At 32.3% G+C, this 17,220-nt stretch carries 14 protein-coding genes; 3 read left to right on the forward strand and 11 right to left on the reverse strand.

Annotation, left to right across the window (positions count from 1 at the left end; genetic code table 11):
• Positions 1-60: 60 nt before the first annotated feature.
• Positions 61-1,191, forward strand: a complete 1,131-nt coding sequence (locus tag Q4548_RS09960) for a hypothetical protein (protein ID WP_303454391.1) — start codon at positions 61-63, stop codon at positions 1,189-1,191.
• The gene (locus Q4548_RS09965; RefSeq protein WP_336622738.1) at positions 1,188-2,711 is read left to right on the forward strand and encodes a glycoside hydrolase family 2 TIM barrel-domain containing protein; all 1,524 of its coding nucleotides are present in this window, start codon (positions 1,188-1,190) and stop codon (positions 2,709-2,711) included. The genes Q4548_RS09960 and Q4548_RS09965 overlap by 4 nt, the downstream gene beginning before the upstream one ends.
• Here Q4548_RS09965 and Q4548_RS09970 read toward each other — a convergent pair.
• Together Q4548_RS09970 and Q4548_RS09975 are read right to left on the reverse strand one after the other, a co-directional pair.
• Positions 2,698-3,909, reverse strand: coding sequence for a glycosyltransferase (locus tag Q4548_RS09970; RefSeq protein ID WP_303454393.1), 1,212 nt, complete (start codon positions 3,907-3,909; stop codon positions 2,698-2,700). The genes Q4548_RS09965 and Q4548_RS09970 overlap by 14 nt on opposite strands.
• A 97-nt stretch (positions 3,910-4,006) precedes the next feature.
• Positions 4,007-5,269 carry a sugar isomerase gene (locus Q4548_RS09975; protein ID WP_303454395.1) on the reverse strand — a complete coding sequence of 421 codons (1,263 nt, stop codon included), beginning with the start codon at positions 5,267-5,269 and terminating at the stop codon, positions 4,007-4,009.
• Positions 5,270-5,412: 143 nt separating this feature from the next.
• Between Q4548_RS09975 and Q4548_RS09980 the strand changes: the two genes are divergently transcribed.
• Positions 5,413-7,479, forward strand: a complete 2,067-nt coding sequence (locus Q4548_RS09980; protein ID WP_303454397.1) for a lipopolysaccharide assembly protein LapB — start codon at positions 5,413-5,415, stop codon at positions 7,477-7,479.
• Positions 7,480-7,664: 185 nt separating this feature from the next.
• On the opposite strand, the gene Q4548_RS09985 is transcribed toward Q4548_RS09980, so the two are convergent.
• The 9 genes from Q4548_RS09985 to Q4548_RS10025 all read right to left on the reverse strand — a co-directional run bounded on the left by Q4548_RS09985 (position 7,665) and on the right by Q4548_RS10025 (position 17,102).
• Positions 7,665-8,894 (reverse strand): putative glycoside hydrolase, encoded by a 1,230-nt coding sequence (locus Q4548_RS09985; RefSeq protein ID WP_303454399.1) that lies wholly within the window; start codon positions 8,892-8,894, stop codon positions 7,665-7,667.
• A 58-nt stretch (positions 8,895-8,952) separates the two neighbouring features.
• A complete protein-coding gene (locus Q4548_RS09990) occupies positions 8,953-10,335 on the reverse strand; it encodes a sulfatase-like hydrolase/transferase (protein WP_303454402.1) in 1,383 nt (460 codons plus the stop codon).
• Positions 10,336-10,876: 541 nt separating this feature from the next.
• A complete protein-coding gene (locus Q4548_RS09995) occupies positions 10,877-11,647 on the reverse strand; it encodes a LytTR family DNA-binding domain-containing protein (RefSeq protein ID WP_303454405.1) in 771 nt (256 codons plus the stop codon).
• 10 nt (positions 11,648-11,657) lie between these two features.
• Entirely contained in the window at positions 11,658-11,975 is a 318-nt protein-coding gene (locus Q4548_RS10000; RefSeq protein WP_303454408.1) for an Hpt domain-containing protein, read from the reverse strand.
• 1 nt (position 11,976) lies between these two features.
• Positions 11,977-13,029, reverse strand: a complete 1,053-nt coding sequence (locus tag Q4548_RS10005; RefSeq protein WP_303454410.1) for an ATP-binding protein — start codon at positions 13,027-13,029, stop codon at positions 11,977-11,979.
• Positions 13,029-14,162, reverse strand: coding sequence for an FIST signal transduction protein (locus Q4548_RS10010; protein WP_303454413.1), 1,134 nt, complete (start codon positions 14,160-14,162; stop codon positions 13,029-13,031). Before Q4548_RS10010 ends, Q4548_RS10005 begins: the two co-directional genes overlap by 1 nt.
• 1 nt (position 14,163) lies before the next feature.
• A complete protein-coding gene (locus Q4548_RS10015) occupies positions 14,164-16,149 on the reverse strand; it encodes a PAS domain-containing sensor histidine kinase (RefSeq protein WP_303454415.1) in 1,986 nt (661 codons plus the stop codon).
• Entirely contained in the window at positions 16,146-16,688 is a 543-nt protein-coding gene (locus tag Q4548_RS10020; RefSeq protein WP_303454417.1) for a heme NO-binding domain-containing protein, read from the reverse strand. Before Q4548_RS10020 ends, Q4548_RS10015 begins: the two co-directional genes overlap by 4 nt.
• Positions 16,689-17,102 (reverse strand): response regulator, encoded by a 414-nt coding sequence (locus tag Q4548_RS10025; RefSeq protein WP_303454419.1) that lies wholly within the window; start codon positions 17,100-17,102, stop codon positions 16,689-16,691.
• Positions 17,103-17,220: the final 118 nt, after the last annotated feature.

Consider the following 17,220-nt stretch of genomic DNA (forward strand, 5'->3'; position numbering starts at 1 on the left):
ATCCTACATATCGTCTTTTTACTATTCTTTATTCAGGGCACCACAGCTCAAAATAAAAAGATGTCTTTATTAACCGACCAAACAGAATATTTTGCAGGACAAAACATTGTGCTTCAATTTAAGAACATGCCTAAACCTGAAACCGCTTTGTACTGCAACAATAGTTACACCAACACACTTGTTTATCCAACAACCAAAAACAACATAACTAGTTATACTTTCCCTGATTTTATCATTCAAAAATCAGGATCAGTTCACTGGCAACTCACTCAGCAACTTTCCAATACAAAAGGAGCCATTTTAATACAGCCAAACCCACAAACTTCTGCCATAGAAACCTATTTAGGACCTCCAAGCATTCAAGTAGGAAATGAAGAAGTAGCCATGCTGGTCACTATTCCAACAGACAGCCTAAACAATCCTGTTGCTAAAAATACTCCTATTCTAATTCACAAAAAACACAACAACCAAAACACAACAACTAAATTGCTGTTTGACGGAATGTTCGCGTATCAATACATTACTGGAGGTATAAAAACAGGAAGAGCTCTTATCAGCTCTGAATGCATGACGTTAAACTCCAAAGAATATAGCCTGGAAATTGTTCCTGCTGCTCCTGATAATTTCACGATTTCTGCTAGTAGAATCCACAATTACGGAGACGGAAATCAAATCACCAACTTTAAAACAGCCGTTATTCAAGACCTATACCAAAACACAATTGCTGATGGAACTTTGGTAAAATTTAACATCTTAAATAGATCTGGAAGTTTGTTGCAAACACAAGGAACTACTATCAATGGGGTGGCAACAGCTCAAATGATTCACCCTGACCACAGCGATGTATGGAAAGTACATGCTTTTGTTGATGGATTTTCTGAAAGTGATGTTATTGAATTAACTTTTCTAAGCGCTGTTAAAGATTACAACATTCGTTTTTCTAAAAAAGAAAAATCTATTGTAGTAGGTCCTTTTCAAAGTTTTATGAATCAAATATTACCCGATGGACTTATAGTAAAACTAGAATTGTATCAAAAAAATAATCCTCTAAAAATCCATCAAAAGACCACTCAGACAGAAAATGGTTTTGCTGTTTTTGATGTATCAACACTTTTAGAACCCAACACAAGCTATAGTGTAACTGTACAAGCGGCAGAAATTGACAAAACCTTACAAATTAACAACAAATGATGAGTATCAGCATACACAAAAACGCCATAAAAACAACATTGATTGTTATTTACGCAACCGTTACTGCTCTAATTTTATATGGACTGAGCGCTGTTTTTGCTTATTTAAATACAGGAGCAGATAGAAATTTAATGCTACACAATAAAATTCATGAAACTGTTCATTATCAACCAGAAATTGTTTGGAAAACAAATCAAAACCCTGGAAGAGCAATGGATGAAAACACCTTGCAAAGAATTGAAAAAGATTATTTAAATGCTTGGTATGTTAAACATGTAGCTTTTGAAAAAAACACCACAAAAGGACTCAAAGATTATTACACTAAGAGCGCACTAAAAACTATTTCAAAAGCTTTAGCAACCAACAAAAAAAACAACACAAGTATCAAGTCTACTACTTTAGCACATGATATTTCTCTTGAATTTTTTAGCGAAGATGGACAACTTGTAGTCTTGACAGATTCTAATGTAAAAGAGCACAAACAAATTTACCATCAACAAGAATTACAACTAGAAACAACGGAAACAAATACCTATCGTATTTTACTTTTGTTAGAAGATGGTTTTTGGAGAATTAGACATATTTTAAAAAATAACCCTACACAAAACCCTAACCAAAACCTTGTAAATAAAACATTAACTCAAACCATCAAAGGAATCAATTATTACCCACAAGACACTCCTTGGGACATGTTTGGTGATGAATTTGATCCTAAAATTATTGCTGCTGATTTTGAAATTTTGAAAAATGTAGGACTGAATACAATTCGAATATTTATTCAATATGAAGATTTTGGAAAATCTGATGTAAAACCAGAAAAATTAATCAAGCTACAAAAGGTTTTAGACATAGCTCAAAATAAAAACCTAGGAGTCATCATCACACTTTTTGATTTTTATGGAAATTACGATGTATTGGATTGGACACTAAACAACAAACACGCAACCACAATTGTAAATGCTTGTAAAAATCATCCTGCATTGTTAGCTTGGGATGTAAAAAACGAACCTAATTTAGACTTTGAATCTAGAGGAAAAGAAAATGTACTCTCTTGGTTGGATCAAATTATTTTCACTGTAAAATCCGCAGATACTACACACCCTGTAACCATTGGTTGGTCTGATATTACTAGTGCTACTTTACTGCAAGAAAATGTTGATTTTGTATCTTTTCATTACTACGAAGATCTAAATCTATTATCAGAAAAGTATCAAAAATTACAATTAGAAATCCCCAACAAAAAGATTGTTTTAGGAGAATATGGAATTTCATCCTATAAAGGTTTTTGGAATCCATTTGGACACAACGAAGATGAGCAAGCAAGGTATTACAAACATTTTCAAGAAATAGCGATTGAAAATAATATTGAATATATTTCTTGGACACTCTATGACTTTACAAAAATCCCCAAAGCTGTTGTGGGTAAACTGCCTTGGAGAAAAAATAATCAAAAACATTTTGGTTTTATTGACAGTAAAGGGAAAAGAAAAAAGTCTTTTCAATACATTACTGCATATTAGGAGTGCACATATGCATTTCTCTACTTACTGGTAAAATAGCCTCAAAGTTCATTAAATACAATTCGGTTATCATTGACATTGGAAAAGCAGTTGCAGCTTTGTAATTTGTTTTTCCTAACCTTTTTCTGTACGACTCATCTTCAGCAATTTTCTGTATAGCATCTGCCAAACTTTCAACGCTCGTAGGGTCAAAAAACTCCCCTTCATATCCTTCTTCTTGTACCAATAAAGCTAAATCTCCTAAATCTGGCATTACTACTGCTTTACCGTAACTACCTGCCTGGTGTAAAACTCCTGAACTTCCTGTTGTCGAAGTGTAAGGAAACACAACCATAGCACTTTCTTGAAACAATTTTTCTACTTGATTTTCTTCTACATATCCTGTAAAACGAATGTTAGACAAATTCTTGTATTTTTCTTCTACTCCTTTTAAATATCCTGGTACATTAGGGTTGTCTGTTCCCGCAATTACAACCTCTAAATCTAATTTTGTTCTGTTTTTAATAAGTTCCACAGCTTCTATCATCATCTCTACTTTTTTGTAAGTACCAAACTTACCAAAAGTCATAATTTGCAAAGGACCTTCTGGAGTTTCAAAATTAGGTGTTTCTGGAATCTCAAAAGTCCCGTGAGGAATTACTACAATATTGTCTTTTTTATACTTAGCTTCTAATATTTTCACATATTTTTCCATCGTTACAATTACAGTATCTGCCTGTAAAATCAATTTCGTAAGTGTAGTTCCAATAAAACCGTAAAGTTTTTGCATCATTTTATTAGATGTAAAACCTGCTGTTCCTAAATCTACCTCTTCTAATATATTGTGTAACAAAACAAGTGTTGGTACTTTTTTAAGTTTTAGCAATAAAGGCAGCATCAACCCTAAAGCTGCTGCTAATTTTTTATCTCCAAACTTCATAAATTGCAAGTTGAACATCACCACATCTGGCTTGGTCTGACTCACGGCTTTAGATACGCTCAAAATATTTTTATAACTGTTGAACTCCCAACATTCTTTGACTGTGATGGTACATCCTTGTTCTTCAAAAGTGATGTCTTTTGCTTCGGGAGTTTTATCCGTTAACAACACAATTTCTGTTATTTGTTCTTTTTGTCTAAAATGCTTTACTAAATGATAAGCATATTCGTTTAACGTTACTTTACTTGGGGGGTAAGAAGTTACAATAGCTAGTTTCATCGTGAGTGTGTTTTTATTTTTATGTAAAATTACTTCTTAAATTCAGTTTTTATTTCAGTTTATAGACCAACTGCATTTTAGTGTCGGTGAACTGTTATTAAACTAAGGTTTTCCTGTATTTAGAAACAAAGCCATCCCAAAAGAAAAAGACCAATTGGAAAGAAAACAAGGATAACATTGCTATAATTTGCATGTGCACAACCTGTTCTAAAGATTCATGATACAATACAATTAAAACGACTTGCATTCCTCCAAATATAGCGGAGACAATAACTGGTACATATTTGTCCAACGAAAGAAAATAGTAAGCAAATATATTGGCTACTGCAAAAACTCCCGTTGCAAGAGCATATTTCCACATTAACGGAGCAATAGAAACATATGCATTACCAAAAAGCAACTGTACAATAAGCACAGGAAAAAATTTACATATTAAAACAATCGCTAAAGCAATCATTCCTATATACAACACATATTTAGACAATACCTGCGTGGTATCTTTTCCTTCTTTTTTTAATTGAACCACAGTTGGCAGCAACAACATTACAAACATCCAAGCAATAAAATAAACAATGCGTCCTATTAAGGCTAAAGAAGCATACAATCCTGCTTGGTATGCATCAAAAAAATGTTTTACCAAAAGAATATCACTATTGTTAATAATGATCTGAGACAGTTCGTAAAAAGCTGTAATAGCAAAAAAACGTTTCATCAAAGTCAACTCCTTAGACGGTAACAGAACATCACTCTTCAAAAAGTTTGGATCAAATTTGAACGGAAACAAACCAACAAACAAAGAAACCAATACTCCAATGGCAATCATTACAGAAGCATGAGAGGGAAACAATATAACTAATAGCAATGTAATTACAAGTCTTGTTGCCATTTCCGCTTGATATGTAATAGATAACAACTTGAATTCTTTTTTTCCTTGGTACAAACCTCTATTGACACTCATCAAAAAATACAATGGAATTCCTATTCCAAAAATGGTAAACATGGACCAAGATGTTGTATGAAACACCTGTTGCAATTCTTTAGAAAAAATAACGACTAGCGCTCCAAAAACCAGCCCTACAATTGTTGCGCTTTTATAAACCTTATTTACAAAAACATTGTAAAACTCCTCTTCTATAGTTACCGAAAACTTTGCAACCACCAATTGAAAAGTCATTGCTACAAAAGATAGTATTAATAATGAGGTAATTAAGATCGCCGCATCCGAAAATTGCTCTGGCCCTAAAATTCTACCCAATAACAAATTATATAAGTAATTACCAGCATTTACTACCAATACACTTAGCATAAATAAATTTTCTTGAGTCAAAACTCTTTTCTTAGCAATAGACATTGTTTCCATTTTTCCGTTCGATTAAGTTACAATTTAATCCAAAAGTCTTTCATTTCTGTCTCAAATTCGTTTCTATTTCGTTCAACAACCATTTCATATCGATGAGTGAATGGATTATAATCCTTAAATTGTATTCCATAAAAATGTTACCTATGAAAAACCTAAAAGAGCTTATTTGCCTTGTATTCTTTATTTATTCTAGTTTTGGATTTGCACAACAAATGCAAGAAGGATTCACCTTATTAGAAACTGGGAAATACGCAAGTTCCGAAGTTTTTTTTAACAACGTGTTAAAAGACTATCCAAACAACAAAACTGCCAAACTCTGCTACGGAAGAGCAGTGGGGCTGAATGGAAAATCTGACAAAGCTGTTAAAATATTTACCGATTTGCTGGAAACTTATCCTAGTGATTTTGAAATAAAATTGAATTACGCAGAATCTCTATTGTGGAACAAACAATATAACAAAGCCAAAGACTTTTATCAAAAACTGGTAAAAACAAACGACAAAAGTTTTCCTGCATTATTGGGCTATGCCAACACCTTATCTAATTTAAAAGAATACAATGATGCTCTTAATTATGTAAACTTAGCCTTAGATGTTTTGCCCAAAAATCCAAATGCAATGGTTTCTAAAAAGTACATTTATTTAGGATTGGCAAATCAACAGGTCCAGAATCAAAAATACGCTGAAGCTATTGAAACATTAACTACAGATTTGCAATTGTTTCCAAAAGACAAAGACATTCTGCTTAATTTAGGAAACACTTATGTCATTGCAAAAAAATATACCCAAGCAGAAACGGTATATTCAGAAATGACCAAAGACACTACCTTATATTTTACCGCAAAAAACAACTTATCATTACTTGCACACTTGCAAGAGAAAGACAAAAAAGCGTTAGAAATTAGCACCAAAACACTTTCGGAACTAACCCAAAACACCAAAGCAAAAGATACACAAAACACACAAGAACGATATACACAGTCTTTAATTTGGAATAGAAAATTTAAGCAAGCTAAAAATTACATTGACGAAATTTCAAAAGACAAAGAAAGTGAAAGTTGGATATTAGCCCTTAAAGCTACTTTGTATACATATACTGGAGATTTTAGCAAAAGTCTAAAAGCATACGATCTTATTTTGGAAAACGACCAAGCTTCATTTGATGGGAATTTGGGAAAAGCCAATGCTTTAAAAGCAAATAACAAAATACGTGAAGCTTATTTGGCTGCTGAAAAAACACTTAGTTTTTTTCCAAAACAAAAAGATGCCACCAACTTTATAAAACAATTAGATCTTAGTTACATTCCATCATTTGAAACCAAAGCAAGTTATAGCTATGACAATGGAGATAGTGAGAGTTACACCTCTGCCTCCAATATAACATTGCCTATAAACATCAAAACTAAACTTTTGGCAAACTATCAATACAAAAATGCGGTGAACGATGTTACAGACAATCAAAGCACGTCCAACTCATTTGGGTTAGGAGTGGATTATTCACTACATCCTAAAATTAATTTTATAGGTACTGTGGGTATTGACAATGTGAGTGGTGATGCTACAGAATACAATCAGTTTTCCACACATTTACAGTTCAAAACCAAACCTTTCAAACTTCAAAATTTAGATTTTGGTTACTTAAGAGAGTTGCAAAACTTTAATGCCGAGTTGTTAAACCGAGAATTGATTCAAAATCATTTTTATGCAAATTACAATTTAAGCACCAACTTTAATTTTGGATGGTTTACTCAATATTATTATACATCTCAGAATGATGATAATGTTAGAAATTTACTTTTTACATCTTTATATTACAACCTACTGCAAAAACCTGCTTTAAAAACAGGAATCAATTTCCAGTCGTTAGGTTTTAAGAACCAAGTACCAACTATTTATTTTAGTCCTTCTAAATTTAAAGCTGTTGAACTTTTTGTAAATCTAATCAAAGACAAAGCGATTGCGACAAACAAAGATTGGTTTTACGGGTTGACTACTGCTGTTGGATACCAATACATAGAAGATGATCCAAAACAAGGTACCTATAGAATACAGAGCAATGTAGGTTATAAATTTAACGAGTACTGGTCTGTTGAAGGTTACGGAAACCACAGTAACATTGCATCGGCAGCTGCTAGTGGATTTACATATACCGAGTTCGGAATCAGGTTGATTGGTAAGTTTTTAAAGAAACCTATTTTTAAAACCTTATAATAGGTTCAATTTCTCATCAATTCTGGTCTGTTGGAACCAACTTAATTTAGATCTTTTTTACAACAGCCATTAAAAACGAAATTAAAGAATTAAACAAATTAAAATAAAGCCAGTGTTGACCACTGGCTTTATTTTAACGCGTACTTGTTGTTAATTTGTATTTTAATCTATTTCAGTCAAAAAAACTAAAACCAGGTTATTTTAGCTTCTTTTTTTTCAGTATCAACCCACACCTTGGCATGCTCAAACTCTCTAGTAAATTCCCAACTATCTTTATTCAGTCTACTAAAAGCTCCTTTTGGTGCTCCTAAAGGTTTAAGTAATTCTGGATACTCTACCAATGGTCCTGTACTTAAACGCCACCCCCAACCATATTGAAAGTAAGAATAAGGCTGTGCACCAATTAAAAAACATGCTTGATAATATTCTAACCTTTCCTTAGACAATTCTTCAAGAGATTCTCCCCTTGAACCTTTTATTAATGTTTGACTTGCCTCTTCTATTTCAGCCTCCACACCAATTCTAAAAATTGACATTTTTCCTGCTTTAGCGTTTGCTAACATATACCCCCACTCTTTTAATAAATTTTCTTTTGCTAAAGCTTTTTCATTGTAATGCTCAAACATAGCAGCATCTATTGCTGGAAAAACCTCTTCAACATGAGATGCGTTGTTTCCTAAAAGAATTCTATCTGGTCCTAATCCAATTTTTAAATTCATCATCATTTCTCCCATTGCAGCCTCTACCTCTTTTGTTTGTGAATTACGTAGCCAAACAAAAGCATGCATTTGATCTATAAAAACACCATCAGCATCAGAGTCCTTCACTCCTTGAACAACTGTTTTTACCCACCACGCTCTAAATTCTGGATTTAAAACATCAAAATAAAAGGTGTTATTTCTATGCTCTAATTCACCTGTTTCTTTGTTATGAATTAAAAACTTCTCTAACTCTGGATAATTCTTAATTTTATTTTTTGTAAAATTTTGATTGTATGAAGTAAATGGCCATGCATAAGCTGAATTAAAATAGTAAAGTGCTTTTATACTTGGTTTAATAGCCTTAAAATTAGCTATTTCCTGTTTGGCTCCTATTTCTGCAAATTTTAATGATTTACAAGCATGATTTTTTTCGATACAGATAAAATCTGCTTTATTAGCAATCGTCTTTACTTCTTTAGATGTTAACAATCTTGTCCCATCACCAAACATAAAATATTGTGGTGTTACCTCCCAACTAAATTTAGGATAAAACTCCTGAGCTTTAAACTCCGTACCATCTGTCACATAAAATGTTTTATGTTCTTGTTGGGTTGTCCCCTCAGCATTCTTATTGATTTTTGACACACTACAAGCTCCACAAAGTAGCAGCAACAATAAAACGGTTATATTATTCTTTATATTCTGAATCATCATTTCTTATATATTAGACAAACACTTCATTAAAAAAATTGGATCATTTGATGAGCTACGACTATCTCTCACTTGAAAAACAGCTTTCTGGTGCCGATATAGGCAATGTATTTTTAAATGATTTTAATTTATCTTTTAATTCTTTTACTATTTGTGGGTTTTGATTTGAAACATCTACCTTTTCTCTCCAATCTGAATCAATATTATACAACGCTGTTTTCCCTATTTTTTCATTCGTCAACAATTTCCAAGAACCTTTTTGAACCCCACCCGATGGCCAAAAATATTTTCGATTACTAGAAAATCTCCAGTCCCAAAAAATTTCACTATCACGTTCCATAACCTCTCCTTTTAAAGCTCTTACAATACTAACTCCATCTGGTTTATACCCTTTTGGTAGATCTAATTTTGCTAACTCTAAAAAAGTAGGCAGTAAATCTATGGTAGCCAACTTTGTTGTTTTATTAACCACTCCAGCAGGTACCGTTCCTGGCCACCTAACAATAAACGGAATACGAACACCACCCGCAAATAAAGAACGTTTTCTTCCTTTTAACCCACCCGTAGTACCTACAGAATAGTAAATTCCATAGCCTGGTCCTGTAGAATTATCTTCGGTTATTTTATGACTCTCATTCCCTGTAAATTCAGGTCCATTATCTGAAGAGAAAAGAACCAGTGTATTATTATCTATACCTAATTCTTTTAAGGTTTTAAAAAGTTCCCCTATACGATCATCATACTCTGCCACAACAGCAGCATAAACTTGTTGCTGCTCATTTAAATGAGCAAATTTATCCATGTATTTTTTCTTAGGATAGTGTGGTGTGTGCGTTGCATGAATCCATGCATTTACAAAAAAAGGTTTGTTTTTATTACGTTTTGCAAACTCAATAGTTTTATACAAAGTAGAATCTACCTGCATTTGATGTAAATCACTTGGTAAATTAAAAGCACCATACTCATCGTAACCATATGCTAAAGGAGAAGGTGCGTCTTTAATATGTGTATTAGACAAATGCCACTTACCAAAATGTGCTGTTGTATACCCTGCTTCTTTTAACATACGAGGCAACATTGGAGCTTTTGGATTTAACCAATCTGGCATATTTCTTTTAACATGAGATTCTACAGACGCAAAATGACCATGCACACTATGACGTGCGGGGTACTGACCTGTAATAACCGCAACTCTACTTGGAGAACAAACTGGGTTTACTACTGAAAAATTTTGAAAATCTATTCCTTCTGCACTCATTTTATCTAAACTTGGTGTTTCGCAAAAAGAACTTCCATGAATTCCTAAATCTCCATACCCCCAATCATCTGCATAAATAAAAATGATGTTAGGTTGTCTTTTATCTTGTGCCGTTAAGGTTAAATTATTGATAGAGATTAAAAGAAGAACTAAAAACTTTATGAAAATTGTATTATAGTATTTCATTATTATGTGTTGAGTTTTTTAACTGTTACAAATTTATCATCAAATACGCTATCATAATTTCTCATATCTAGCATTGTTTTGCTTTAAATCATCAAAACAGCAAATACCAATTCTTGAGTTGGAGATAGTTATCAATTTATTCTTTAGTAAAACATTAATTGCATAAGACAAATAGCCACACACACGTTTAACTTAAACAACAAAGAACTGTGACACTTGAGGGAACTGCTTTAAACCAAATTATCTTCTATTTAATATTATTGATGTTTTTTAACCCAATCTAAGACAAAGTTATTGCCACTAACAAAGACTGGTTTTATGGGTTGACTACTGCTCTTGGACACCAATGCATAGAAGATGATCCAAAACAAGGTACATATAGAATACAGAGCAATGTAGGTTATAAATTTAACGAGTATCGGTCTGTTAAAGGTTACGGAAACCACAGTAACATTGCATCGGCAATTGCTAGTGTGTTTAACTATATCGAATTGAAATTATGTTAAAATGGGAAGCTTTTAAAAACAATCTTTCTTAAAACTTATAATAGATTCAATCTTTTCATCAATTCTGGTCTATTGGAACGACTTACCGGAACTACATCTTTTTTGATCAATACACTGTTGTCTTCTATATCAATAATCATTTTGGTATTGATGACATAAGATCTGTGTACTTTTAAAAATAAGTCTTTGGGTAATTTTTCTTCGATTTTTTTAAGCGTAGAATGCACTATGTGATTTTTCGCATCCGTTTTTATCTGAATATAGTCTCCTTTAGCTTCAATCAAATAAATACTAGGAATGTCTATTTTTACCAATCTACGATCAATATTCACATACAAATCATTTCCTGAAGACGATGGTTCTTCTTTGTTTGTTTTTGTGTCTTCTACAACTTCGGAAGTTATATTTGTAGCAACGGATGCCGAAGCTACTGGAGCAACCGAATTCTCTAGCTGAATGGCTTTGGTTACTTTTTGAACCGCTTTTAAAAAACGTGGCAGCAACAAAGGTTTTACAATATAATCGCAAATACATTCGTATTCAAAAGCATCAATAGCAAAATTGCTATCTGAAGTAATCAAAACAACTTTGGGAGGATTTTTAATGGTTTGAATAAAGTCAAAACCTGTAAAATCTGGCATATGAATATCTAAAAAAATCAAATCAATTTTATTTTGATTCAAAAACTTTATCGCTTGAATAGCATTAGAGAATTCTTCTACCACATTCAAATCATCTACATGGCTACATAACTGACCAATAACCAATCGAGAAGTTGCCTCATCGTCAATAATAATACAATTCATAAGTGTGCGTTTAGAGCGATGCCAAAAAAGAAGTCATAATCGTTAATATGTCTTCAAATTCTTTCTGATATTCAAACTCTCCTTCATTGAGACTTTCTTCATACAGAATCGCGGTTTCATAACTTTTTTCTAAACCTAAAATACTAATTTTATGTTTAAGTTTGTGCACTATTTCTGCAATTGCTTTTGTTTCTCCTTTTTCTACACTATTGTAGTAAGTTTCTTTTTCTTTAGGAAACTCATCTTGAATAACGTTTAACAACTGATTTTCAAAACTTAAGTCGCCACCAGACAGTTGTTTGATGTAGTTAAAATTTGGAGTTTCCATATTATTCTTTTTGTAAAGTAAAATAAAAAGTAGTCCCTTTGTCCAATTCTGAGTTGACCCAAATTTTTCCGTTATAGAGCTCTACTATTTTCTTGACGATTGACAATCCAATTCCTATTGACTGAGGATTGTTTTCTAATTTAAAAAAGGCTTTGAATATTTTTTCTAGATAATCTTCTGCAATTCCTTTACCATTGTCTCTAACATAAAACTGATAAAATGCTCCCATAGAATCAAAACCTACCTCTATCACTCCCTCCTCTTTGTCATTGTAAGAAATTGCATTTACAATAAGGTTTAAAAACAATTGCTGCAAACGATGTTTGTCTCCTTGTACAACTGGCAATTTGTTTACAATAGCAATTTGAATATGATTAGGAACATTTATAAACCCTAACATTTCAGCTAGCATCAAATCCAAATCAACAGGATATTTTTTATAATTATTTTTATCTATGGTTGAATATTCTAAAATCCCTGTAATCAACGAATCCATTTTTTCAACATTGGTTCGAATTAAAGTCAATGTATCCAAACCATTTTCATCAAAAACAGTATTATAATCTTCTTTAAGCCAAGCAGTCAATGCATCAATACTACGCAAGGGAGATTTTAAATCATGAGAAACCATGTGGGCATATTCACTCAATTCATTGTTTTGATAAGCCAATTCCTCTAATAATTTTTCTCTTTGTTTGTTGATTTCTACAATTTCCTGAGCTTGTTGCTCCATCAGATCTACCAACTTAAAACTTTTGTTATTAGAAGGTAATTCAGACACATTTACAACATCTCCTGATTTTTTTAAAACGGTAACAACATTTTTTAACTGGTCTATAATCAACTGTTGTTGCTCAGCATCTTTCTTTAAAAGTTGATTCGCCTCATAAAGTTCATCCGAACTTAGCACCATTGCTCTTTGAAGCATCTTAAATTGATCTTCATAGTTTTGGTATGATTTACCTACACTTTCTAAAAACCCTTTAAAACTAGGGTCTTCCGCAAGTTTTTCTAAATCAAACTTTTTCAACTGTCTCTTTAGCAACACATTCATTATTCACTTATTAAGGTAATTGTTATGGTTTGATTGTGCAATTTACAAGTAGATTCCCCATCAAAAGGAACAATTTCTCCATAAGAATAAAATCCACAAATTGTTGGTTTATCGCCTATTGTTCCCGCTAAATTTTCTACTTCCTCTTCCACTCTTTGATCTAACACCAACTTACGCCCAATACAGCTAATTAAAATTGCCAACTCTACCTCTTTTTCTCTTCCAGAATTGGCTTGTTGTACTGCTTTTTCGGATGCATAAACCAAATTATCAATATTACTCATCATCAAAAAAACCTTACAACCTTCACTAATATCACCTGCTAAAATCATGGCGTTTTTCTCTTCATCAATTCCCAATACAGTTCTTACAATAGATTGTTCTTCTCCCTCTAACTGTACATCCAACGGATATAACAAAGCAGCACTTGGCAATTCTTTTGACTTGTCTCCTAAATACATTTTGTACAAATCTAGTGCTGGTTTTCCATCCAGCTCATACAATATATTTCCGTCTGATTTGGTTACTGTTCTCTGTGGTCCAAAACGCGTCCATCCTCCATAACTAGAAAACGAGACCTCAATATCATTTCCGTAAAAACCAACCGCAATAATTTCTCCTTCTTTAGGCTCTTCGTTGTAAGAGGCTATCGTTTTTTCAAACCTTTCTGAATCTCCACACAAACCTCCTGTAATCAAGACCTCTGGTGGTGATGAACTTACCATACCTTGAGTCAATCTACTTCCGTTTACAAAACTACCTTCTGAAAGCACAAAAACATACTTCAATCCCTCTACAGGAAACTGTTCAATCAATTCTTTACCGGCTTTAAAACTATCTTGTCCAGATTTTAAAAGATTGCTTCTTTTTACAATGTATTTACTTTTTTCAAACTCAATAGCCGTAGCTACTACTTTTTCTTCTTCTATAGAATGATTGGTTATTTCTCCACAAGAAGAACCAATGACAACATGAGCATTTTCAAAAATTTCACTAACTTCTTCATAAATAGCAATAGATTCTAAAACCAATCTATCTCCAAAGACAAGTACCAAAGGATTTACCAATGCTTGTTTTTCTCCTAAAAACTCCCAATCTCCTTTTCCATTTCTTCTCAGTTGTACCTTTTTCATTCTATATGTCTTTTTTAATTGTAAAATAAAATGTAGTTCCTTTTCCTAATTCGCTTTCTAACCAAATTTTCCCGTTATGCAGTTCTACTATTTTTTTTACAATAGACAAGCCCAATCCTGAAGAGTCTTTTCGTTTGTTTAACGAATGAAAAGTTTGAAAGATTTTATCAAAATAAACCTTATCAATTCCAATTCCGTTATCTGATACGGAAAATTCATAATCCGTATCTGTTTCTCTGCAAGAAACCTCTACAGTCCCTTTTTCTTTGTCAGAAAATTTAATTGCATTGCTTAATAAATTCTGAAACAGTTGTTGCAACTTTATTTTATCTCCTGTAACTATTGGCAATTCTTGTTTGCAAGTAATTTTTATATTTTCAGGAATGTACATTACCTCTAATAGCTGATAAACCATGTCGTTAGTACTCACATTTCCTTTTTTCTCAAAATCTGCACCTACACTAGAATACAACAATACATCCGAAATTAAACTTTCCATAACTTCCAATGTTTTTTCAATCATTTGAAAATTCTGAAGAGTCATTTCATCCAACTTTCCTGCATTGTCTTCTTTGATCCAAGAAACCAAAGCATCTATACTTCTTAATGGAGATTTTAAATCATGAGAAACAACGTGTGCGTATTCTTGTAAACCTTCATTACTCTTGGCCAATTCAACAAGCAATTGTTCTTTTTGTTTTTCTAATTTCTTTATATCTGTAATGTCAAAATTGATTCCTATAGACCCCGTGTATTCCCCATTTAAATTGTAATTAGGAGCACCACTTACCAACCAATATCTCTTTTCTCCTTCTTTATTTTTTATCTCTATTTCATATGAATCTGAAACACCTTTTTCTCGTTTGTCTGTTGCTTCAGTCATTTTATCTTTCGAACTTTTACTCAATATAAGCTCTCCTACTAAGTTCCCTAGCAATTCTTCTTTGGCATACCCAGACATGTCTACAAATCCTTGATTTGCAAAAATAACTTCTCCTTTTTTGTTCAATTCTATCAAGCCCAAATTCATATTAGCAATAATGTTGCTATACTTTTGTTTTTCTGCTTCTAGACTTTTTTGATATCTTTTTCTTAGGGAAATATCTTTAAAGCTCCACAAATGTCCTTTGTAGTTTTCTCCTTTAAAAATTGGGATGTAGTCTCTTTTTAGTACTTTTCCATCTTTCAATTTAATTTCCTCCCCTATAACCGTTTCTTTATTATTTAAAATTTCTTGAGTTCTAAGTACAAAACCTCCTTCTACTTTAGCTGCAAAATTAGATTCTTTTAAAATGTCAATATAACTTTTCCCTTTCAAGCTTTCAGGTGGACAGTTGATTTCGAACAAATCACAAAAATTTTGATTGGTCAGCATCACATCATCGTGTTCATCTTCTAAAATAACACTGCTGTCTAGACTTAAAATAAGTGTTGTCAATCTATTTCTAGACTCTATCAACTCTTGTTCTGCTGCATTTTGTTTTGTAATATCTCTTAAAATTCCTTGAGCAGCAATAGGATTGTTGTGTTCATCATAGATAACACTAGCATTTACGTGCACCAATTTTAAAGTTTTGTTTTTTGTAATTAACTTTGTTCTAAAATCAGTAATTCGTCCTGTAGTGTGTAATATTTTAAAGGAATTTGCAATATGCTCATATTCTTCTGGCTGGGTTATTTTCATCAAATTCAGAGTCTCTTCATCCAACCTATAACCTAATAAGTCTTCTGCCGCTTGGTTCATTTTGATAGCGTTCCCAGACAAATCCATCATTATGTATGGATCTACAATATTGATATAAAACCCTTTTAACTCAGAGTTTTTAACCTTTAATAAAGATTCTAATTTTTCTTTGGATTTTTTATTTTCTAGGTTTAAGTCAAACAATTCTGCCGATTTTTTTTCTAAAATATCTTCAGCTTGTTTTCTTGCAGAGCGCTCCCTAGCCAACGCTCTTTTCAATATTTCTACCTGATCGCTACTCATAAGGTTTTTAGAATGGTAAATTTCACTTCAGTTCCATCTTCCTTCAATTTTTCAAAATCTATGGTTGCTTTTTCTCCAAACAATTTAAATGTTTCATTCATCAATCCTTTTCCTAACATATACAACCCTTTATCGGACTTGTAAATCATGACCATTTTGTTGTCAGATTTTTCTATCAAATCGAACGTTGGAAGCTGAGCATCTGGGTAAATTTTTTGTACCTCTACATGGATATGATTTTCTATGGATGCCAGTAAATTCATAGGATCTTTATAATGTGCAACCAAATTTGGGTGACCTTTGACCAATGCTTGGAAAAGATGTTCCGAAAACACCAACAAGAGATCATCTGTAGAAACAGATATGTTCTTACTCAGATTTGTAATTAGCTGTAACATTTCGGAAAACTCATACGTTCCTATGGCTGTATAAGCACCTCCTGAATCTAATTCTGATTGATTTATAATTTGATCTACCATTTCTAGACCAAATTTCTCTTCTACTAATTCTAAAAACTCTGTAAAGATGATTCCTTTCACTTATATCATTATTAATTGATTAACACTCCAATAAGCTAGAAGTTTTTCAATTTTAGAAACGTACTCTTCGTATTTTAAAGGTTTTAGCACATAGCCTGCTATTCCTATTTTGTAACATTCTAGCAAATCTTTTTTATTGTTTGATGTGCTCAAGATTATTGTAGGAATGTATCTTAGAACCTCATCATTTTTGAGTATTGTTAAAAACTCAATACCATTTATTTTAGGCATATTTAAATCTAATAAAATAATGTCAGGTAATCTATCTTTTTGCTCCAATATTTTTAATGCTTCTTCTCCATTAGTAGCATTTTGTAGTTTATGATTTAATTTTAAAGCTGATAACGCTCTATTGAATTTCATCACCTCTATGGTATCGTCTTCAATCAATAATATTTTTAATGAGTTGTCCATCACTTTAATTTAATATTCAAAAATAAAATTACTACCTTAATCAAAATAAAAGCAGTTTAATTCGATATGTCATGGTTTAGTATCGGTGAAACGTAGTTATCTATCGGTAAACGGGAAA

This window comes from Wenyingzhuangia sp. 2_MG-2023 (assembly GCF_030548295.1).
GTDB lineage: Bacteria > Bacteroidota > Bacteroidia > Flavobacteriales > Flavobacteriaceae > Wenyingzhuangia.